Here is a 23,881-nt window from a genome sequence, read left to right as displayed (position 1 = left end):
CCTGACTGGGAGTGGACTGACGTGGCGGACGAGGACAAACTGCGCGAGTACCTCCGACGGGCCATCGCCGACGCCCGCGAGGCGCGCGGCCGGCTGCGCGAATGGGAGGAACGCGCCACCGAGCCGATCGCCATCGTGGGCATGGCCTGCCGGTTCCCCGGCGGCGTACGCAGCCCGGAGGACCTGTGGCGGGTGGTCGCCGACGGGGTGGACGTGACGTCCCCGCTGCCCACCGACCGGGGCTGGGACGTCGACCGGCTCTACCACCCCGACCCGGACCACCCCGGCACCACGTACACCCGCACCGGTGGTTTCCTGCACGACGCGGGGGACTTCGACGCCGAGTTCTTCGGCATCTCACCCCGTGAGGCGCTCGGCATGGACCCGCAGCAGCGGCTGCTGCTCGAACTGTCCTGGGAGGCGGTGGAACGGGCCGGCATCGACCCGTCGACGCTGCGTGGCACCCCGACCGGCGTGTTCGTCGGGGCCACCGACCAGGACTACGGCCCCCGCCTGCACGAGGCCCCGCCCGAGGTGCAGGGTCACCTGCTCACCGGTAACACCGCGAGCGTCGCCTCCGGACGCGTCGCCTACCAGCTCGGGCTCACCGGCCCGGCGGTCACCATCGACACCGCCTGCTCGTCGTCGCTGGTCGCCCTGCATCTGGCGGTCCGCTCGCTGCTCACCGGGGAGAGCGACCTCGCCCTCGCCGGTGGGGTGATGGTCATGTCCACCCCGGGCACGTTCGTCGAGTTCAGCCGGCAGCGGGGGATCGCCCCGGACGGCCGGTGCAAGGCGTTCTCGGCCGACGCCGACGGTGTCGGCTGGGGCGAGGGCGCCGGCATGCTCCTGGTCGAGCGCCTGTCGGATGCGCGTCGGCAGGGTCACCGGGTGTTGGCGGTGGTGCGGGGTAGTGCGGTGAATTCGGATGGTGCGTCGAATGGTTTGACGGCGCCGAGTGGTCCGTCGCAGGAGCGGGTGATTCGTCGGGCGTTGGCGGTGGCGGGTGTGTCGGTGTCCGACGTGCAGGTGGTGGAGGGTCACGGCACCGGTACCCGGTTGGGTGATCCGATCGAGGCGGAAGCCCTGTTGGCGACGTACGGGCAGGGTCGGTCGGAGCCGTTGTGGTTGGGGTCGGTGAAGTCGAACATCGGCCACACGCAGCACGCGGCGGGTGTCGCCGGGGTGATCAAGATGGTGTTGGCGATGCGGCACGGGGTGATGCCGGGGTCGTTGCACGTGGGTGAGCCGTCGGGGTTGGTGGACTGGTCGTCGGGTGCGGTGGAGGTGCTGCGGGGGTCGCGGGAGTGGGTGGTGGCTGAGGGGGGTCGTCGGCGGGCGGGGGTGTCGTCGTTCGGGATCAGTGGGACCAACGCGCACGTGATCGTGGAGGAGCCGCCGCCGGTGGAGCCGGACGATCCGGAGCCGGACGCGGTGGTGCCGGGTTCGTCGGTGCCGGTGGGGGTGACGCCGTGGCCGGTGTCGGCGCGGTCGGTTGCCGGAGTGCGGGAGTTGGTCGAGCGGTTGCCGTCGGCGGTGGCTGGGGTGTCGGGGGTGGATGTGGGGTGGTCGTTGGCGTCGACGCGGTCGGTGTTCGCCGAGCGGGCGGTGCTGCTCGACGGTGAGACTGTCGCGGATTCGGCGTCGCTGATCCCGGAGATCCGGGAACTGGCCGCAGGCGATGGTCCGGTGACGGTCCCAGCCGCCGGTCTGGGCCTGGTGTTCGGGGGGCAGGGTGGTCAGCGGGTGGGGATGGGTTCGGGTCTGTACCGGGCGTTCCCGGTGTTCGCGTCGGTGTTCGACGAGGTGTGTGACCTGTTGGGTGCGGATGTGCGGGAGGCGATCTCGTCCGGGGTTGGTCTGGAGGGGACGGGTGTTGCGCAGCGGGCGCTGTTTGCGGTGGAGGTGGCGTTGTTCCGGCTGGTCGAGTCGTGGGGTGTCCGCCCGGCGGTCCTGGTCGGCCACTCGATCGGGGAGATCGCCGCCGCACACGTCTCGGGGGTGCTGTCCCTTGAGGATGCGGTGACGTTGGTGTCGGCGCGGGCCCGTCTGATGGCCGCGCTACCCGCCGGGGGAGCGATGGTGTCGCTGCGGGCTTCGGTGGAGGCGGTGGAGCCGTTCCTGTCGGGTGATGTGGTCATCGCGGCGGTGAATGGGCGGTCGGCGGTGGTGATCGCCGGTCCGGAGCGGGAGACGCTGCGAGCGGCGGAGGCGGTGGCGACCGCGTTGGGGGTGCGACAGCGGCGGTTGTCGGTGAGTCATGCGTTTCATTCGCCGTTGATGGAGCCGATGCTCGACGAGTTCCGCACGGTGGTGGAGGGGTTGTCGTTCCATCCGGCACAGATTCCGGTGGTGTCTACGGTGACCGGGCAGGTCGGGGATCTGGCGGACCCGGATTACTGGGTGCGGCAGGTGCGTGAGCCGGTGCGGTTCCACGACGCGATCGAGGCTGCCGGTCCCCGGTCGTGGTGGGAGTTGAGCGCGGACGGTGGTTTGTCGTCCCTGCTGGCCGACGGCATCCCGATGCTCCGCCCGACCCTCGACGAGGCGACGTCGGCGGTGACCGGGTTGGCGCAGGTGTGGGTGCGGGGGCACGAGGTCGACTGGCGGGCGTACTACGGCGGCGGGAGGGTCGTCGACCTGCCGACGTACCCGTTCCAACGCCAGCGGTACTGGCTCGACGCCGTACGCCGCGGCGACGAGCCGTACCTGATCCAGGAAACCTGGCACAGCATCGACCTGCCGGCGGCCCCGACCCTCGACGGCGACTGGCGCATCGTCACCGACGGCACTATCGACGCGCGTCCGTTCGCCGAGCTGCTCACCGGGCACGGTGCCCGGGTCGAGGTCGCCGACGGCCCTGGCAGCACCCCGGTCACCGGCATCCTCGCCCTCACCGCCGACCCGGTCCCGGTGCTCGCCGCCGGCACCGGCCCGGTGTGGCAGATCACCGGGGACGCCGCGACCATCGGCCGGGGCCGGGCCCTGGGCTGGGCGTGGCCGGACACCTGGCGGGGCACCCTCGACCTGCCCGCCGACCCGGACCCGCGCACCGGTGCCCTGCTGGTGGCCGCCCTCGCCGCCACCGGCCCGGTCACCGAACACCTCGAACTGCGTCCCGGCGGGGCCCGCGCCCGTCGACTCACCCCGGTGCCCGTCAGCGGGCCCGAGTGGACGCCACACGGCACGGTGCTGGTCACCGGCGACGGCCCCGGTGTCGACCTGCTCACCGACCTGCTCACCGCCGAGCGGGCGACGGTCCGCCGGGTGCACCCGGACGACCTGCCCGCCGCACTGGCCGGACCGGAGGTGACCGCCCTGGTGCACGCCGACCCGGGCATCGACGCCGACGCCCTCGACCTCACCGGCGGGCCGGACACCGTCGTGCTGCTCACCCCGCTCGCGGGCGTCCTCGGCGCGCCCGACCTGCCGGCGGCGGGACAGCGGCACGCGGTCGCCGTCCACACCGCCCGTAAGCTGGCCGCGCAGGGCCGTACCGCGAGCGTCGTGGCCTGGGCCGACCCGGCCGACCGTCCGGTGGCGGGGGTGGACGCCGCACCGGCCGACGCCGCCGTCGCCGCGCTGCGGCGCGCGGTCGGCGGTCGGCTACCCGCCGTGGTGGTCGCCGCCCTCACCCCGGCCACCCTCGCCGTCGCCGACCTCCCCCCGGGCGTACGCGGCGTGCTCGGCGGGTACGTCGGCCCGCCGCCCGAGCCCACCGCCGGGCAGGTCGACCCGGCCGACCTGCTGCCCCTGGTACGCCGGGAGATCGCCGTCGCCCTGGGGCACCCGGACACCGACCGGGTCACCGCCGACCGGCCGCTGGGGGAGCTGGGCATCGACTCGATGACGGCGGTCACCATCCGCAACCGCCTCGCCGCCGTCACCGGGACGGACCTGCACACCACCGTCGTGTTCGACCACCCCACCGCCCGTTCCCTGGCCGGGCACCTCGCCGCCGCCGGAACCCGCCCCGCCGACGCCCCCACCACCGTCGCAGCCCCCGACGAGCCGTTGGCGATCATCGGGATGGCCTGCCGGATGCCCGGCGGGGTGCGCACCCCCGAACAGCTCTGGCGGCTCGTGCTCGACGGTGTCGACGCCATCTCGTCGTTCCCCACCGACCGGGGCTGGGACCTCGCCAACCTGGTCCACCCGGACCCTGACCATCCCGGCACCAGCTACACCGACCAGGGCGGGTTCCTGACCGGGGTGGCCGAGTTCGACCCGGGGTTCTTCGGCATCTCCCGCCGGGAGGCGCTGGGCATGGACCCGCAGCAGCGGCTGCTGCTGGAGACGGCGTGGGAGGCCGTCGAACACGCCCGGATCACCCCGGAGTCGCTGCGCGGGACCAGGGTCGGGGTGTTCGCCGGGGGCAACGGCAACGACTACGCCACCACGATGACCCGCGTCCCGGAGGGCGTCGACGGCTACCTGATGACAGGCAACGCGGCGAGTGTCGTCGCCGGCCGGATCGCCTACCTGTTCGGGCTGGTCGGCCCGGCGCTGACCGTCGACACCGCCTGCTCGTCGTCGCTGGTGGCGCTGCACCTGGCCGGGCACGCGCTGCGCGCCGGGGAGTGCACGATGGCGCTGGTCGGCGGGGTCACCGTGATGTCGACCCCGGGCACGTTCGTCGAGTTCAGCAGGCAGCGGGGCCTGGCCCCGGACGGGCGGTGCAAGGCGTTCGGCGCGGACGCCGACGGCACCGGCTGGGCGGAGGGCGCGGGCATGCTGCTCGTCGAGCGACTCTCCGACGCGCACCGCCACGGCCACCGGATCCTCGCCGTGGTCCGGGGGTCCGCGGTCAACCAGGACGGGGCGTCGAACGGCCTCACCGCGCCGAACGGCCGCTCCCAGCAGGCCGTGATCTCCGAGGCGCTGCGGACGGCCGGTGTCGCCGCCACCGACGTCGACCTGGTGGAGGCGCACGGCACCGGCACCCGGCTCGGCGACCCGATCGAGGCCGAAGCGCTGCTGGCCACCTACGGTCAGGGGCGACCGGCCGACCGGCCCCTGTGGCTGGGTTCGCTGAAGTCGAACATCGGCCACACCCAGGCCGCCGCCGGGGTGGCCGGGATCATCAAACTCGTCCACGCCCTGCGTGACGGCGTACTGCCCCGCACGCTGCACGCCGACGAACCCACCCCGTTCGTCGACTGGCGGCGCGGCGCGGTGGAGCTGCTCCGCGAGCAGCGCCCCTGGCCGGCCGGTCCGGAGCCGCGCCGGGCGGCGATCTCCTCCTTCGGGGCCAGCGGCACCAACGCCCACGTGATCGTCGAGGCCGCCCCGCCGACCGCCGACCCGGCACCCCCGACCCCGCCGCCGGTCACCCCGTGGGTGGTGACCGGGCGGGACGAACGCGGCCTGCGCGCCGTCGCCGCCGACCTGCTCACCGTCGCCGACCGGGTCGACCCGGCCGACCTCGGGTTCTCCCTGGCAGCCACCCGCCAGCCGCTGCACCGGCGGGCGGTGGTCACCGACACCGTCGGCCTGCGGGCGCTGGCCGACGGGGACCTTCCGCTGGTCACGCCCGGCCCCGGCGACCTGGGGTTCCTGTTCACCGGGCAGGGCGCGCAGCGGGTCGGCATGGGCCGGGGACTACGGGCCGCCTTCCCCGTCTTCGCCGCCGCGTTCGCCGAGGTCTGCGCCGCCTGCGACAGGCACCTGGACCGCTCGTTGGTCGACCTCGTCGACACCGGCGACGGCCTCGACGACACCACCGTCACCCAACCCGCGATCTTCGCCGTCGAGGTCGCCCTGTTCCGGCTGCTGGAATCCTGGTCGCTGCGACCGGACGTGCTGGCCGGGCACTCCATCGGGGAGATCGCCGCCGCGCACGTCGCGGGCGTGCTGTCGCTGGCCGACGCGGCCACCCTGGTCACCGCGCGGGGCCGGCTGATGGGCGCGCTGCCGTCCGGCGGTGTGATGGCCGCCGTCCGGGCCGCCGAGGCCGACGTGGTGCCGCTGCTCACCACCGAGGTGGGCATCGCCGCCGTCAACGGCCCCCGTTCCCTGGTGCTCTCCGGCACCGCGTCCGCCGTGGCCGCGGTGACCGACGCCCTCGGTGTGCCGGGCCGGCGGCTGACGGTCAGCCACGCGTTCCACTCGCCGCTGATGGCGCCGATGCTCGACGACTTCCGCGCCGTGGTGGGCGGGCTCGCCTTCCACCCGCCCCGGATTCCGGTGGTGTCCACGGTGACCGGGCGACCCGCCGACCTGACCGACCCCGACCACTGGGTGGCCCACGTGTCCCGACCGGTGCGGTTCGCCGACGCGCTCGCCGCGCTGCGCGACACCGGCGTCGACACCCTGCTGGAGGTCGGCCCGGACGCCGCCCTCACCCCGCTGACCGTCGACCTGCTGACCGGGGACGCCACGGTCACCGCGACGATGCGCCGGGACCGGGACGAGGCGGCCACCCTGGTCGCCGCCGTCGGCGAGGTGTTCGCCCGGGGGCACCGGGTGGACTGGGCGGCCTGCTACCGGGGCAGCGGCGCCCGCGTGGTCGACCTGCCCACCTACCCGTTCGCCCGGGAACGGTACTGGCTCACCGCCCGCCCCACCGGCGGCGTCGACGCCGTCGGCCTCACCGGCACCGACCACGGCCTGGTCGGCGCGCTCGTCGAACACGTCGACGACGACGGGCTGACCCTCGCCGGCCGGATCTCCACCACCACCCACCCGTGGCTCGCCGACCACGCCGTGCTCGACACGGTGCTGCTGCCCGGCACGGCGTTCGTCGATCTGGCGGTCACCGCCGCCCGTCGCGTCGACTGCGCCGGCGTCGACGACGTCACCCTGGCCGCGCCGCTGGTGCTGCCGGCGGGCAGGGCCGTCGACCTGCGGGTCACCGTCGCCCCACCCACCGACGACGGCCGCCGGGCGGTCACCGTCCGGTCCCGGCCGGCCGGCGGCACCGGGTGGACCACCCACGCCACCGGCACGCTCACCCCCGACGGCGGCCCGGTGGAGGCGCTGCGCCAGTGGCCGCCGCGCGACGCCACCGAGATCGACGTGTCGGCCGCGTACCCGGCGCTCGCCGCCGCCGGCTACCGGTACGGCCCCACCTTCCAAGGGCTGCGCCGGGCCTGGCGACGGGGCACCGAGGTGTACGCCGAGATCGCCCTCCCCGAACCGGCCCGCCCCGACGCCGCCGGGTACGCCCTGCACCCCGCCCTGCTGGACGCGACCCTGCACGCGGTCATGCTCGACTCCCTCACCGCCGCCGAACCGAGCCTGCCGTTCGCGTGGAGCGGGGTGCGGGTGGTCCGTCCCGGCGGCACCGCGCTGCGCGCCCGGTTCGTCCCGGTCGGCGAGTCCGCGGTGGCGGTGACCCTCGCCGACGGTACGGGCGAACCGGTGGCCGTCGCCGAACGGTTGGACTGGCGGCCGGTGTCCGCCGGAGCGCTGCGTCCCACCCACCACGAGTCGCTGTACCGGCTCGACTGGACCGAGGTCGCCGTCGGCGTGGCCGGGGACGACCCGCCGTCCTGGCAGCGCCCCGACGGCCCGGTCCGGCTGGTGACCCTGACCGGCCCGGACGGCACCGACACCGTCGCCCGCACGCACGCGGCCACCACCGGGGCACTGCGTCTGGTCCAGGAATGGCTGGCCGCCGACGACGACCGTACCCTCGTCGTGCTGACCACGAACGCCGTGCCGACCGCCGGCGGTGAACCCCACGACCTGCCGCTGGCCGCGGCGCTCGGCCTGCTGCGTACCGCCGCCACCGAGAACCCGGGCCGGGTCGTGCTGGTCGACCTCGACGGGTCCGCCGCCGCCCGCCGGTTGCTGCCCGCCGTGGTCGCCGCCGCCGAACCCCAGGCCGTGGTACGCGGCGAGCGGGTGCTGGTGCCCCGCCTGGTCCGGTTGGAGACCGTCGACGGGCCGGGCACCACACTCGACCCGTCCGGCACCGTGCTGCTCACCGGCGGTACCGGCGGCATCGGCGCGGCCCTGGCCCGGCACCTGGTCCGCCGGTACGGCGTGACCCGGCTGCTGCTGACCAGCCGCCGGGGACCCGACACCGACGGCGTCGGGAAACTCGTCGCCGAACTGGCCGAACTCGGCGCGGAGGCCACCGTCGTCGGCTGCGACACCGCCGACCGGGACGCCGTCGCCGCGCTGCTCGCCGGCATCCCCGACGAGCACCCGCTGACCGCCGTGGTGCACCTGGCCGGAGTCTCCGACGACGGCGTGCTCGGCTCGCTCACCCCGGACCGGGTCGACGCCGTGCTACGGCCCAAGGTCGACGCGGCGTGGCACCTGCACGAGCTGACCGCCGGGCGGAACCTGTCGGCGTTCGTGCTGTTCTCCTCCGCCGCGTCGGTCTTCGGCGCGCCCGGGCAGGGCAACTACGCCGCCGCGAACGCGTTCCTCGACGCGATGGTCCACCACCGTCGCGCCCGGGGGCTGACCGCGACCACCCTGTCCTGGGGGCTGTGGGAGGGCGTCGGCGGCATCACCGGGCACCTCACCGAGGCCGACTTCCGCCGGATGGCCCGCTCCGGTGTGGCCGCCATCCCCGTCACCGACGGCCTCGACCTGCTGGACGTCGCCTTGGCCCAGCCCCGGGCCTGGGTGTTTCCGCTGCGCCTCGACCCGGCGGCGTTGCGGGGGCAGGGCGACGCGCTGCCCGCCGTGCTGCGCGGCCTCGTCCCCGCCGCCCGGTCCACCGGCGTGCCCGTCACCCCGACCGTCGACCTCGCCGCCCTCCCGCCGCAGGACCGGGACCCCGTCCTGCTGGACCTGGTACGCGGCCAGGTGGCGGCCGTCGTCGGGCTCACCGCCGGTGACGTCGACCCGGGCCGGCAGTTCCGGGACCTCGGCTACGACTCGCTGACCGCCGTGGACCTGCGCAACCGGCTCGGCACGGCGACCGGGCTGCGGCTGCCCGCCACCCTCGTCTTCGACCACCCCACCCCGGCCGAACTGGCCGCCTACCTGGCGGAACGGTTCGCCGACGGGGCCGGGGACACCGGCCCGGCGGTGCTCGGCGGGCTGGACCGGTTGCACGCCGAGGTGCTCGCCGCGGATCTCGCCGCGACGGCACGGGCGGCGGCGCGGGCCCGGCTCAAGGACATCCTCGCCCTGCTCGACGAGCCCGCCGCAGCGGGGGAGAACGTCGACGCGGAACTCGCCGACGCCTCGGCGGAGGAGGTCTACGCCTTCGTCGACCGCGAACTCGGCATCTCCCTGGAATGACCCGACGGGCACACCGACCGACCCCATCTGACGACCAAGGGCGGAAGAGACCGACATGGCCGACGAGAAGCTGCTCGGATACTTCAAGAAGGTCAGCGCCGACCTGTACAAGGCCCGGCAGCGGCTGACCGAGCTGACCGAACGGGACCGGGAACCCATCGCCATCGTCGGGATGGCCTGCCGCTACCCGGGTGGGGTCGGCTCCCCGGAGGACCTGTGGGACCTGGTCGCCGAGGGCCGGGACGCCATCTCCGACTTCCCCACCGACCGGGGCTGGCCGGCGGACCTCTACGATCCCGACCCGGAACGGGCCGGCCACAGCTACGCCCACGAGGGTGGCTTCCTGCACGACGCCGCCGACTTCGACCCCGCCTTCTTCGGGATGAGCCCCCGGGAGGCGCTCGGCGTCGACCCGCAGCAGCGGCTCCTGCTGGAGATCACCTGGGAGGCGTTCGAACGGGCCGGCATCCTCCCCGCCTCGGTGCGGCGTACCCCGGTCGGGGTGTTCACCGGCATCATGTACGGCGACTACGGCCTGCGGGTCCGCGACGTCCCCGAGGAGTTCGAGGGCTACCTGCTGACCGGCAGCGCCGGCAGTGTCGCCTCCGGCCGGATCGCCTACACCTTCGGCCTGACCGGTCCCGCCGTCACCGTCGACACCGCCTGCTCGTCGTCCCTGGTCGCCCTGCACCTCGCCGCCCGGTCGCTGCGCGCCGGGGAGTGCACGCTGGCCCTCGCCGGTGGCGTCACCGTGATGGCGAGCCCCGGCACGTTCGTCGAGTTCAGCCGGCAGCGGGGGCTGGCCCCGGACGGCCGGGCCAAGTCGTACTCGGCCGCCGCCGACGGGGTCGGCTGGGCCGAGGGCGCCGGCATGCTGCTGTTGGAGAAGCTCTCCGACGCCCGCCGTCACGGCCACCCGGTGCTCGCCGTCGTCCGGGGTTCCGCGATCAACCAGGACGGTCCGTCGAACGGGCTCACCGCACCCAACGGCCCCGCCCAACGCGCCGTCATCCGGCAGGCCCTCGAATCCGCCGGCCTGACCCCGACGGACGTGCAGGTGGTGGAGGGTCACGGCACCGGCACCCGGTTGGGTGACCCGATCGAGGCGCAGGCGTTGTTGGCGACGTACGGGCAGGGTCGGTCGGTGCCGTTGTGGTTGGGGTCGGTGAAGTCGAACATCGGTCATGCGCAGGCGGCGGCGGGTGTCGCCGGGGTGATCAAGATGGTGTCGGCGATGCGGGCGGGGGTGGTGCCGGGGTCGCTGCACGTGGCCGAGCCGTCGGGGTTCGTGGACTGGTCGTCGGGTGCGGTGCAGGTGGTGACCGGGTCGAGGCCGTGGACGGCGGAGGGCCGGCGGCGGGCGGGGGTGTCGTCGTTCGGGATCAGTGGCACCAACGCGCACGTCATCCTGGAGGAACCGCCCGCCGTGACGGACCCGTCGCCCGACGGGTCACCCGCCGAAGCGGGCCCGTCGGCCGGGGCCACAGGCGAGTCCGACGCCGTACCGGTGACGCCGTGGCCGGTGTCGGCGCGGACGACCGCCGGGGTACGGGACCTGGTCGAGCGGCTCCGCCCGTGGAGCGCCGCCGCCGACCCGACGGTGCCGGCGGCCGACGTGGGTTGGTCCCTGGCGTCGACCCGGACGGTGTTCGACGACCGCGCCGTGCTGCTCGACGGCGACGTCGTCGCGGACTCGGCCTCGGTGCCCCCGGAACTCCGCTGGTCGGCGGCGGTCCCACCGGCAGGCGACGCCGAACCGTCGTCCCCGGCCGGGACGGACGTCGACTCCCGGGTGGTGGCCTCCGGCCTGGGTCTGGTGTTCGGGGGTCAGGGTGGTCAGCGGGTGGGGATGGGTGTGGGGTTGTGTGGGGCGTTTCCGGTGTTCGCGTCGGTGTTCGACGAGGTGTGCGCGCTGTTGGGTGGGGAGGTGCGGGAGGCGGTGACCTCCGGGGTGGGTTTGGACGACACGGGTGTGGCGCAGCGGGCGTTGTTCGCGGTGGAGGTGGCGCTGTTCCGGCTGGTGGAGTCGTGGGGTGTGCGGCCTGCGGTTTTGGTGGGTCATTCGATTGGGGAGATCGCGGCGGCGCAGGTGTCGGGGGTGTTGTCCCTTGCGGATGCCGCAACGTTGGTGTCGGCGCGGGCCCGTTTGATGGCGGGGCTGCCGGTGGGTGGGGCGATGGTGTCGCTGCGGGCCTCCGCTGATGCGGTGCAACCGTTTCTGTCCGACGACGTGGTTGTTGCGGCGGTGAATGGTCCGTCGGCGGTGGTGATCGCCGGCCCGGAACAGCAGACCTTGCGAGCGGCAGATGCGGTGGCGACCGCGTTGGGTGTGCGGCAGCGGCGGTTGTCGGTGAGTCATGCGTTCCATTCGCCGTTGATGGAGCCGATGCTCGACGAGTTCCGCACGGTGGTGGAGGGCCTGTCCTTCCGGCCGGCGCGGATTCCGGTGGTGTCGACCGTCACCGGAACGGTCGAGGATCTTGCGGATCCGGGGTATTGGGTGCGGCAGGTGCGTGAGCCGGTGCGGTTCCACGAGGCGATCGAGGCGGCTGGTCCCCGCTCTTGGTGGGAACTCAGCCCGGATGGTGGTCTGTCGTCCCTGCTGGCCGACGGTATCCCGATGCTCCGGCCGGGAGCCGACGAGGCGGTCAGCGCGGTGACGGGGTTGGCGCAGGTGTGGGTACGCGGCCACGACGTGGACTGGCGGGCGTACTACGGCGGGGGGAAGGTCGTCGACCTGCCGACGTACCCGTTCCAACACCAGCGGTACTGGCTCGACGCCGGGGCCGGGCGGGGCGACGTGACCAGCGCCGGCCTACGCTCCGCCGGGCACCCGCTGCTCGGCGCGACTGTCGAACTGGCCGCCGGTGACGGCGTGCTGCTCACCGGACGGGTGTCCCTGCGTACCCATCCGTGGTTGGCCGACCATGCGCTGCTCGACACCGTGCTCCTGCCCGGGACGGCCTTCGTGGACCTCGTCCTGCGCGCGGGCGACCACCTCGGCGTCAGCGTCGTCGACGAGCTGACCATCGCCGAGCCGCTGGTGCTCACCGATGAACCGGTGGAGATCCAGGTGGCCGTCAGCGCGCCCGACCCCGACGGCAGACGACCGGTGACCGTCCACTCACGCCCGCACACCACCGGCGGCGAGGACCCCGCCTGGACCACCCACGCGGAGGGGCTGTTGACCGCCGCGCCCCCCACCACCCCCACCGGGCAGGAGACCTGGCCGCCACCCGGCAGCCGCGAGGTCGACGTCACACACGCCTACCCCCGCCTGGCCGAGGACGGCCACCGGTACGGCCCGGCGTTCCGTGGCCTGCGCCGGCTGTGGCACCTCGGCGACGAGATCCTCGCCGAGGTGGGCCTGCCCGCCGACCGGCACGCCGACGCCGACGCGTTCGTGCTGCACCCCGCCCTGCTCGACGCCTGCCTGCACCCGCTGCTGCGTGGCGTACTCGACGACACCCGCCCCGGTGGCCTGCCGTTCTCCTGGAGTGACGTGCAGGTGCACCGTGGCGGCGCGACCACCCTGCGGGTACGGCTGCGGGAACAGTCGACCGGCAGCCTCACCCTGACCGGCTACGACGAGTCCGGTGCGCCGGTGGTCACCGTCGGAGGGCTGCTGTCCCGCCCCGTCTCCGCCGAGGCGCTGCGGTCCGCCGGGCGGCCCCACCAGGAACACCTCTACGAGCGGGTGGCCGTGCCGGTGGCGGCCCCGCCCGTCGCCGCCCCCGCTCCGGCCTTCGACGCGGGCCCCGCCCCGGTGGCCTGCCACCACCTGACCGTCGACCCCGGCCACCCCGACCTCGCCGGCCGTACCCACGCCGCCGTCGCCGCCGCCCTCGCCCTGGTCCGTACCCTGCTGACCGACGCGTACGCCGACACCCGGGTGGTCGTGGCCGGTGAACGCGTCGCCGACGATCCCGCCCTGGCCGCCGCCTGGGGGCTGCTGCGCAGCACCCAGACCGAGAACCCCGGACGGCTCGTCCTGGTCGACACCGACGACCCGGCCACCGTCCCCACCGTCGCGGCCGGGCTCGCCGCCGGTGACGAACCGGAGGTGAGCGTCCGGGCCGGCACCTGGACCGCCGCCCGGCTGGCCCGGGTCGCCACCCCGACGGCCCGACCCGTGCGCCTCCCCGGCCCGGTGCTGGTCACCGGCGGCACCGGCGGGCTGGGCGCGCTGGTCGCCCGCCACCTGGTGACCACCCATGGCGTACGCGAACTCGTGCTGGCCAGCCGCCGGGGCGTCGGAGCACCGGGCACGGGCGAACTGGTGGCCGAGCTGACCGGCCTCGGTGTCACCGTCAGCGTCGCCGCCATCGACGTGGCCGACCGGGACGACCTGGCCCGGCTGCTCGACAGCCATCCCGTCCGTTCGGTGGTGCACACCGCCGGGGTGCTCGACGACGCGGTCGTCGGCGCACTCACCGACGAGCAGCTCGCCCGGGTGCTCCGCCCCAAGGTGGACGCCGCCTCCCACCTGCACGAGCTGACCGCGGACCGGAACCTGGACGCGTTCGTCCTCTACTCCTCGTCGGCCGCCGTGTTCGGCGGCCCCGGGCAGGCCAACTACGCCGCCGCCAACGCGTTCCTCGACGCGCTCGCCGCCCACCGCCGGGCCCGGGGGCTGCCCGCGCTGTCGCTCGGCTGGGGACTGTGGCAACAGGACGGCGGCATCACCGCCGCCCTCACCACCGCCGACCGGGACCGGATCACCCGGGCCGGCATGACCCCGCTGGACCGGGCGGAGGGGATGGCCCTGTTCGACACGGCGGTCAACCTGGCCGCCGCGACCGGCCACCCGCACCTCGTACCGATGCGGATGGACCTGCCGAGGATCACCGGTGAGCCGCCGGCGGTGCTGCGGGGGCTGGTCCGTCGCCCGGCCCGGCGGGCCGTGGCGGCGGCCGACCCCACCGCGGTCTTCGCCGGGCAGCACGGCGCGGAACTCACCGCCACCCTGCTCCAGGTGGTACGGGAACGCGTCGCGGGCGTCCTCGGTCACTCCGGCGTCGACGCGGTCCCCGCCGACCGGCCCTTCACCGAGCTGGGCTTCGACTCGTTGACCGCCGTGGAACTGCGCAACGCGCTGGCGACGGCGACCGGGCTGCGCCTGCCCGCCGGGTTGGTGTTCGACCATCCCACCCCGTCGGCGGTCGCCACCTGGCTGACCACGAAGATCGCCGGTGCCCCCGCTCCCGCCCCGGTCGCCACCCCGATCCGTACCCACGACGACCCCGTCGTCATCGTCGGGATGGCCTGCCGGCTGCCCGGCGGGGTACGCAGCCCCGAGGACCTGTGGCGGGTGGTCGCCGAGGGCACCGACGCGATCGGTGACTTCCCGACCGACCGGGGCTGGGACCTGGACCACCTCTACCACCCCGACCCGGACCACCCCGGCACCACGTACGCCACCCAGGGTGGCTTCGTCGACGGGATCGCCGACTTCGACCCGGCCCTGTTCGGCATCTCACCCCGGGAGGCGTTGGCGATGGACCCGCAGCAGCGGCTGCTGCTGGAAACCTCGTGGGAGGCGTTCGAGCGGGCCGGGATCCCCCCGCTCGCCGCCCGGGGCTCGCGGACCGGTGTCTTCGTCGGGGTCAGCAGCCAGGACCACGGCTCGCTGCTCGCCACCGTGCCCGAGTTCGAGGGGCAACTGCTCACCGGCAGCGCCAACAGCGTCGCGTCCGGCCGGCTCGCGTACCACCTCGGCCTGGTCGGCCCGGTCCTCACCCTGGACACGGCGTGCTCGTCGTCGCTGGTGGCCCTGCACCTGGCGGCGAACGCCCTGCGCGCCGGGGAGTGCGATCTCGCCCTCGCCGGTGGTGCGCTGCTGATGTCCACCCCGACCCTGTTCGTCGAGTTCAGCCGGCAGGGCGGGCTGTCGCCGGACGGCCGGTGCAAGGCGTTCTCGGCCGACGCGGACGGCACGGGATGGGCCGAGGGCGCCGGGATGCTGCTGGTGGAACGCCTCTCCGACGCCCGCCGCCACGGCCACCCGGTGCTCGCGGTGGTGCGTGGCAGCGCGGTGAACTCCGACGGCGCGTCGAACGGCCTGACCGCGCCGAGTGGCCCGTCCCAGGAACGGGTGATCCGCCAGGCGCTGGCGGTGGCGGGCCTGTCGGTGTCCGACGTGCAGGTGGTGGAGGGCCACGGCACCGGCACCCGGTTGGGTGACCCGATCGAGGCGGAGGCGCTGTTGGCGACGTACGGGCAGGGTCGGTCGGAGCCGTTGTGGTTGGGGTCGGTGAAGTCGAACCTCGGCCACACGCAGCACGCGGCGGGTGCCGCCGGGGTGATCAAGATGGTGCTGGCGATGCGGCACGCGACGGTGCCGGGGTCGCTGCACGTGGCCGAGCCGTCGGGGTTCGTGGACTGGTCGTCGGGTGCGGTGGAGGTGCTGCGGGAGTCCCGGCAGTGGACGGTGGCTGACGGTGGTCGTCGGCGGGCGGGGGTGTCGTCGTTCGGAATCAGTGGGACGAACGCGCACGTGATCGTGGAGGAGCCACCGCCGGTGGAGGCGGACGCGGTGGTGACGGGGTCACCGATCCCGGTGGGGGTGACGCCGTGGCCGGTGTCGGCGCGGACCGCCGCCGGGGTGCGGGAGTTGGTCGGGCAGCTCGGCGCGTTGACGGTCGGTTCGGGACCCGGGACGGGGGCGGACGGCGGTCCGTCGATGCCGACCGCCGTTGACGGGGTCGGCGGTGATCCGCCGGAGTCGACAGTCGTTGGCGGGGTGTCGGGGGTGGATGTGGGGTGGTCGTTGGCGTCGACGCGGTCGGTGTTCGACGAGCGGGCGGTGCTGCTCGACGGTGTGGTGGTCGCGGATGGGGCGTCGCTTGCATCTGGGGTGCGGGCGTTGGCGTCGGGTGGGTTGGGTCTGGTGTTCGGGGGTCAGGGTGGTCAGCGGGTGGGGATGGGCTCGGGTCTGTATCGGGCGTTTCCGGTGTTCGCGTCGGTGTTCGACGAGGTGTGTGGCCTGTTGGGGCCGGATGTCCATGAGGCGATCGGCTCTGGTGTGGGTCTGGATGGGACGGGGGTTGCGCAGCGGGCGTTGTTCGCGGTGGAGGTGGCGCTGTTCCGGCTGGTCGAGTCGTGGGGTGTACGCCCTGCGGTTCTGGTGGGTCATTCGATCGGGGAGATCGCCGCCGCGCATGTGTCGGGGGTGTTGTCCCTGTCGGACGCGGTGGTGTTGGTGTCGGCGCGGGCTCGTCTGATGGCGGCGCTACCCGCCGGGGGAGCGATGGTGTCGTTGCGGGCCTCGGTGGGGGCGGTGGAGCCGTATCTGTCTGGTGGCGTGGTTGTTGCGGCGGTGAATGGTCCGTCGGCGGTGGTGATCGCCGGTCCGGAGCGGGAGACCCTGCACGTGGCGGAGACGGTAGCGACCGCGTTGGGGGTGCGGCAGCGGCGGTTGTCGGTGAGTCACGCGTTCCATTCGCCGTTGATGGAGCCGATGCTCGACGAGTTCCGCACGGTGGTGGAGGGCCTGTCCTTCCGGCCGGCGCGGATTCCGGTGGTGTCGACCGTCACCGGAACGGTCGAGGATCTTGCGGATCCGGGGTATTGGGTGCGGCAGGTGCGTGAGCCGGTGCGGTTCCACGAGGCGATCGAGGCGGCTGGTCCCCGCTCTTGGTGGGAACTCAGCCCGGATGGTGGTCTGTCGTCCCTGCTGGCCGACGGTATCCCGATGCTCCGGCCGGGAGCCGACGAGGCGGTCAGCGCGGTGACGGGGTTGGCGCAGGTGTGGGTACGCGGCCACGACGTGGACTGGCGGGCGTACTACGGCGGGGGGAAGGTCGTCGACCTGCCGACGTACCCGTTCCAACGGCAGCGGTACTGGCTGACGCCGGCATCCCGTACGGACGTGGCGGGCGTCGGCCTCGACCCGGTGGAACACCCGCTGCTGGGCGCGGCCGTGGAGCTGTCCGACGACTCGTTCGTCCTCGCCGGCGTACTGACCGCGTCGGCGCTGGCCGAGGCCGGGCCGCACGTCGTCCTGGCGGAGGCGGCGCTGGCGGCGGCCCGTCACGCGGGCGTCACCGGCGTCGCCGAACTCGTCCCCGAGGTGCCGCCCGAGCACCCCGGCCCACTGCGGGTCACCGTGGACGGCGTCGGCTTCACCATCGCCTCCCGCCCCAACGGCACCTGGGTCGAACACGCGACCGGGCAGCTCTCCGCCGAACCCGGCGACGGCGGCGCACTGCCCACCGCCGTGCTCCGCTCCGCACTCGACGACCTCGCCCCCGCCCGGCCCGTCCGCTGGACGAACCTGACCGTGCACCGGGCCGACCCTGCCGTGGACGTCGAGATCGCGCACCACGACACCGGGCACGTCCGGATCGCCCTGGTCGACCACGACGGCACCGTCACCACGGAAGCCGAACTCGAACTCGGCGGCGACGCCGGCCCGTCCGTCGGCGACGCCCTGTTCCACCTGGAGGACCGGCGCGTCCCGACGCGGGAGACGGGCGGTGTGCCGGGTGACTGGGCGGTGCTCGGTGACGACGAACTCGGGCTGCTCGACGGGCTGGACGGCCTGCGCCGGCACCGTACCCTCGCCGAACTGCTCGACTCGGCGGCCGGCCGGCCGGACGTGCTGCTCCACCCGCTGACCTACCCGGACACCGGGGACCCGGCGGCGGACGCGCACACGGTGGCGCAACGGGTGCTGAAGCTGTCCCAGCACTGGCTCCGCGACGGGGCACTCGCCCCGTGCCGCCTGGTGTTCGTCGCCTCCGGGGTGGACCGGGACGTCGTGCTGGCCACCGCCTGGGGGCTGGTCCGCTCGGCGATCAGCGAGTACCCGGACCGGTTCGGCCTGGTCACCCTCGACGGGGACCGCCGCTCGGCGCGGGCGTTCCCGGACGCCCTGCTAGCCGGCACCACCGAACTCACCGCGACCGGCGGTGTGGTGACCACCCCGACGCTCGTCCGCAGCCGGGGTGCCGCCCCGACGTCCCGCCGGTGGGCCGGACCGGTGCTCGTCACCGGCGGCACCGGTGGGCTGGGGGCGCTCGCCGCCCGGCACCTGGTCACCACCCATGGCGTACGCCGCCTGCTGCTGGTCAGTCGGCGCGGGCCGGCGGCCCCGGGCGCGGCGGAACTCCGCGCGGAACTGCTCGACCTGGGCGCACAGGACGTCACCGTGGCCGCCTGCGACGTGACGGACCGGGACGCCCTCGCGGAACTCCTCGCCGGGACCGACCCGGCCCACCCGCTACGCGCCGTGATCCACACCGCCGGGGTGCTCGACGACGGTGTGCTGCCCGCGCTGACCCCGGAACGGCTGGACGGGGTGCTGGCCCCGAAGGTCGACGCCGCTTGGCACCTGCACGAGCTGACCCGGGATCTCGACCTCGACGCGTTCGTGCTGTATTCGTCGATCTCCGGGCTGCTCGGCCCGCCCGCCCAGGCCAACTACGCGGCGGGCAACTCCGGGCTGGACGCGCTGGCCCGGCTGCGCCGCCACCTCGGCCTGCCCGCCGTGTCGCTGGCCTGGGGACTGTGGGCGCAGGACAGCGGCATGATCGGCACTCTGGACGCGCACGACCGGGAACGCGTCGCCCGGACCGGTGTGGTGCCGATGACCGAGGCCGAGGGCAGGGCGCTGTTCGACCTGGCGCTGGCCCACGACCGGGCCGTGCAGGCGCCGGTCCGGCTCGACCCGGCCGCGCTGCGGGCGATCGACATGCCGCCGCCCGTGCTGCGCGCCCTGGTCCGCACCCCCCGTCGTACGCCGGGGGAGCAGCGACCGGCCGCCGACCGGCTCGCCGCGCTCGCTCCGGCCGACCGCCGCGAGGCGGTGCTGGACCTCGTCACCGCCCAGGCGGCGAAGGTGCTCGGCCACGCCGACCCGACCGAGGTCGACCCGGGCCGCCGCTTCGCCGACCTGGGGGTGGACTCGCTGGCCGCCACCCAGCTCCGCAACGCGGTCAGCACCGCCGCCGGTGTGCCGCTGCCGGCCGGGGTGGTGTTCGACCATCCCACCCCCGCCGCGCTCACCGACTTCGTCTGCGGGCTGCGCTGGCCGGACCAGGAGCGGGAGGACGGTTCGGCGATGGCCGCCCTCGACCGGCTGGAGGCCGCGCTGCGCACCGGGGACGCGGGCGGCGACGAGGTGGTCGACCGGCTGGAACGCCTCCTGATCGAACTGCGTCCACCCGCCGACTACGGCGACCCGGACACCGACGACCTGGACACGATCCCGGTGGACCGCCTCTACGACATCATCGACCAGGGAACGGAGCTGTGATGGCCGAGGACAGCGCCAAGCTCGTGGAGTACCTGCGCAAGGCCACCACCGACCTGCGCCGGTCACGGGCCCGCGTCGCCCAGTTGGAGAGCCGGATCAGCGAGCCGGTGGCGATCGTCGGAATGGCCTGCCGGCTGCCCGGCGGGGTACGCGGCCCGGACGACCTGTGGCGGGTGGTCGCCGAGGGGGTCGACGCGGTCGGTGGGTTCCCGACCGACCGGGGCTGGGATCTCGCCGGGCTTTACCACCCCGACCCGGACCACCCCGGCACCACGTACGCCACCGGTGGTGCCTTCCTCGCGGACGTCGCCGACTTCGACGCCGACTTCTTCGGCATCTCCCCCCGGGAGGCGTTGGCGATGGACCCGCAGCAGCGGCTGCTGCTGGAAACCTCGTGGGAGGCGATCGAACACGCCCGCATCGACCCGGGTTCGCTCGCCGGCAGCCCCACCGGCGTGTTCGTCGGCACCATGTACCAGAACTACGCCTTCGGCGGTCAGGACGTGCCCGACGAACTCGAAGGGCTCCTGATCAGCGGCAGCGCCGGCAGTATCGTCTCCGGCCGGATCGCCTACCAGTTCGGCTTCACCGGGCCCGCGGTCACCCTCGACACCGCCTGCTCGTCGTCGCTTGTCGCCCTGCACCTGGCGGCGTCGGCGCTGCGTGCCGGGGAGTGCTCGCTGGCGCTCGCCGGGGGCGTGACGGTGATGCCCACCGCCGACCTGCTGGTGGAGTTCGCCCGGCAGCGTGGCCTGGCACCGGACGGCCGGTGCAAGGCGTTCGCCGACACTGCCGACGGCGTCGGCTGGGGTGAGGGCGTGGGCCTGCTGCTGCTGGAACGCCTCTCCGACGCCCGCCGCCACGGTCACCGGGTGTTGGCGGTGGTGCGGGGCAGTGCGGTGAATTCGGATGGTGCGTCGAATGGTTTGACGGCGCCGAGTGGTCCGTCGCAGGAGCGGGTGATCCGTCGGGCGTTGGCGGTGGCGGGCCTGTCGGTCAACGACGTGCAGGTGGTGGAGGGTCACGGGACGGGTACCCGGTTGGGTGATCCGATCGAGGCGGAAGCCCTGTTGGCGACGTACGGGCGGGGTCGGTCGGTGCCGTTGTGGTTGGGGTCGGTGAAGTCGAACATCGGTCATGCGCAGGCGGCGGCGGGTGTCGCCGGGGTGATCAAGATGGTGTCGGCGATGCGGGCGGGGGTGGTGCCGGGGTCGTTGCACGTGGCCGAGCCGTCGGGGTTCGTGAACTGGTCGTCAGGCTCGGTGGAGGTGGTGCGGGAGCCCCGGGAGTGGACGGTGGCTGAGGGGGGTCGTCGGCGGGCGGGGGTGTCGTCGTTCGGGATCAGTGGCACGAACGCGCACGTGATCGTGGAGGAAGCACCGCCGGTGGAGGTGGGCGGTCCGGCGGGGTCGGATGTGTCGGTGGTGGGGTCGCGGGTGGTGGTGACGCCGTGGCCGGTGTCGGCGCGGTCGGTTGCGGGGGTGGGGGAGTTGGTGGGGCGGTTGCGGTCGTTGGCGGCGGGGTCGGAGGGGCCGTCTGCTGCGGATGTGGGGTGGTCGTTGGTGTCGACGCGGTCGGTGTTCGCGGAGCGTGCGGTGCTGCTCGACGGTGTGGTGGTCGCGGATTCGGCGTCGCTGACCCCGGAGTTCCGGGTGTCGGTGTCCGGTGCGGTTGCCGCTTCCACAGTGGACCCGGTTGCGGCGTCGTCAGGTGGTGCCGCGTCTTCAGTCGCGGTGTCGTCCGGTGGTGTTCCTGTCGGGTTGGGTCTGGTGTTCGGGGGTCAGGGTGGTCAGCGGGTGGGGATGGGTGCGGGTCTGTACCGGGTGTTTCCGGTGTTCGCGTCGGTTTTCGACGAGGTGTGCGACCTGTTGGGTGGGGAGGTGCGGGAGGCGGTGACCTCCGGGGTGGGTTTGGACGACACGGGTGTGGCGCAGCGGGCGTTGTTCGCGGTGGAGGTGGCGCTGTTCCGGCTGGTGGAGTCGTGGGGTGTGCGGCCTGCGGTTTTGGTGGGTCATTCGATTGGGGAGATCGCGGCGGCGCAGGTGTCGGGGGTGTTGTCCCTTGCGGATGCCGCAACGTTGGTGTCGGCGCGGGCCCGTTTGATGGCGGGGCTGCCGGCGGGTGGGGCGATGGTGTCGCTGCGTGCTTCGGTGGAGGCGGTGGAGCCGTTCCTGTCGGGTGGTGTGGTGGTGGCGGCGGTGAATGGTCCGTCGGCGGTGGTGATCGCCGGCCCGGAGCAGCAGACCTTGGAAGCAGCGGAGGCGGTGGTGACCGCGTTGGGTGTGCGGCAGCGGCGGTTGTCGGTGAGTCATGCGTTTCACTCGCCGTTGATGGAGCCGATGTTGGATGAGTTCCGCACGGTGGTCGAGGGTCTGTCGTTCCACCCTGCACAGATCCCGGTGGTGTCGACGGTGACGGGTCAGGTCGGTGGTCTGGGGGAGCCGGATTACTGGGTGCGGCAGGTGCGTGAGCCGGTGCGGTTCCACGATGCGGTTCAGGCAGCGGGTCCCCGGTCGTGGTGGGAGTTGAGCCCGGATGGTGGTCTGTCGTCGCTGCTGGCCGACGGTGTCCCGATGCTGCGGCCGGGCGTGGACGAGGCGGTCAGCGCGGTGACGGGGTTGGCGCAGGTGTGGGTGCGGGGTCATGAGGTGGACTGGCGGGCGTACTACGGTGGCGGGCAGGTCGTCGACCTGCCCACGTACCCGTTCCAACACCAGCGGTACTGGCTGGCCGCCGGTCCGGCGACGCCGCCGCTGTACGCGGTGCGGTGGACGCCGACGGACCTGCCCGCCGGGGAGGCGCCGGTGCTCGACTGCGCCGGCAGCGGCACCGCCGAGGTGCTCGCGGTCCTCCAACGGCGGCTCGCCGAGCCCACCGGTGGTCGGCTCGTCGTCGGTTTCGACGGCACCCTGCCGGCGGCCGACGGGGTGGCCGGTCTGCTGCGTGCCGCCCGGACCGAGCATCCGGGCCGAGTGGCCCTCGTCGACCACGACGGCAGCCCGGCGTCGCTGGCGGCACTGCCGGCCGCAGCCGCCGCCGGCCACGACGAGGTCCGGCTGCGTGCCGGCGTCGCCAGCGTCCCGGAGTTGACCGCCGCCGCCACCGGACCCCGCCCGCCGGTCGACGGCACGGTCCTGGTGACCGGGGCGGCGGGTGCCCTCGGCAGCGCCGTCGCCCGCCACATGGTCACCGCGTACGGCGTCCGCGACCTGGTGTTGCTCGGCCGCCGTGGGGCACCGGACCTGGCCGCCGAACTGGCCGCGCTCGGCGTCACCGCCACTTCGGTCAGCGGCGACGTCACCGACCCGGACGCGGTGGCTGCCGCGCTGCACGGGCGCACCCTGCGCGGGGTGGTGCACGCGGCGGGCGCGCTCGCCGACGGGGTCCTGTCCGGGCTCACCCCCGACCAGCTCGGGCTGGCCTGGCGGGCCAAGGTGACCGGCGCGCGGGTCGTCGACCGGCTCACCCGCGACACCGACCTGGCCTTCTTCGTGCTGTTCTCGTCGGTCGCCGGCCTGTTCGGGGCGGCCGGTCAGGCCGCGTACGCCGCCGCGAACAGCGCGCTGGACGCCCTCGCCGAGCGTCGCCGGGCGGCCGGGCTGCCGGCCACCTCGATCGCCTGGGGGCCGTGGTCCGGTGCGGGCATGACCGGGGACCTGGGCGTCGCCGACCGGGCCCGGCTCGCCGCCGCCGGCCTCGACCCGCTGCCGGTGGCCACCGGGCTGGCCCTCTTCGACGCGGCGCTGACCAGCACCGAACCGGTGGTCGTCGCGGCGGCCCTGCGCACCGCGACCCTCGACCCGACCACCGCCCCGGCCCTGCTGCGGACCCTGCTGCCGGCGGGGGAACCCACCTCCCCGCCCGTGCTGGACCTGACCGGCCTGGACGCGTCGGGCCGTCGGCAGGCGGTCACCGACCTGGTCCGGGCCACCGCCGCCACCGTGCTGGGCCACCAGCCGGGCACGCTGCTGCCGGTGACGGGCGCCTTCCACGACCTCGGCTTCGACTCGCTGACGTCGGTGGACCTGCGCAACCGGCTGAGCGCGGCGACCGGGGTGCCGCTCGGTGTGGGTGCGGTGTTCGACCATCCCACCCCGGCGGCACTCGCCGCGTACCTGCTCACCCAGCTCGACGCCGCCACCGACACGGACCCGGAGGACGAGCGGATCCGCGCGACACTACGCGCCCTCCCCGTGGACCGGCTGCGCCGCGCCGGCCTGCTGGACCGGCTGTTGGCCCTGGCCGACGAGCCGCCGCGACCGGACGAGCCGCCGCGACCGGACGAACCGGCGGGGCGGACCGACAGCCCGGACGACCTCGACGCGCTCTCCGGCGAGGAACTGCTCGCGCTGGCCGCGCAGACAGTGGGGCAGCAGTGAGCGCCGGCACCGAACAGTACGTGGCGGCCCTGCGTAA

Annotated in this window: 3 protein-coding genes; all 3 read left to right on the top strand. The window is 74.4% G+C overall.

Features of this window, described 5'->3' with window-relative positions; all coding sequences use genetic code 11:
• Positions 1-21 precede the first annotated feature (21 nt).
• From ACQP2H_RS19495 to ACQP2H_RS19485, 3 genes are read left to right on the top strand one after another with little or no spacing between them, the layout of a single operon-like run.
• Complete coding sequence (locus ACQP2H_RS19495; RefSeq protein WP_433228388.1) at positions 22-9,207, top strand: type I polyketide synthase; 9,186 nt, start codon at positions 22-24, stop codon at positions 9,205-9,207.
• 55 nt (positions 9,208-9,262) lie between these two features.
• The gene (locus ACQP2H_RS19490) at positions 9,263-19,465 is read left to right on the top strand and encodes an SDR family NAD(P)-dependent oxidoreductase (protein ID WP_433228387.1); all 10,203 of its coding nucleotides are present in this window, start codon (positions 9,263-9,265) and stop codon (positions 19,463-19,465) included.
• The gene (locus ACQP2H_RS19485) at positions 19,462-23,844 is read left to right on the top strand and encodes a type I polyketide synthase (RefSeq protein ID WP_433228385.1); all 4,383 of its coding nucleotides are present in this window, start codon (positions 19,462-19,464) and stop codon (positions 23,842-23,844) included. The genes ACQP2H_RS19490 and ACQP2H_RS19485 overlap by 4 nt, the downstream gene beginning before the upstream one ends.
• Positions 23,845-23,881: the final 37 nt, after the last annotated feature.

Source organism: Micromonospora sp. CA-248260, from assembly GCF_050942205.1.
Lineage (GTDB): Bacteria > Actinomycetota > Actinomycetes > Mycobacteriales > Micromonosporaceae > Micromonospora > Micromonospora antibiotica.
This window is presented reverse-complemented; position numbering and strand designations above follow the sequence as displayed.

Excerpts from the sequence above, each read along its gene's own strand:
- ACQP2H_RS19490 (WP_433228387.1), top strand. The coding sequence starts at position 9,263 with ATGGCCGACGAGAAGCTGCTCGGATACTTCAAGAAGGTCAGCGCCGAC.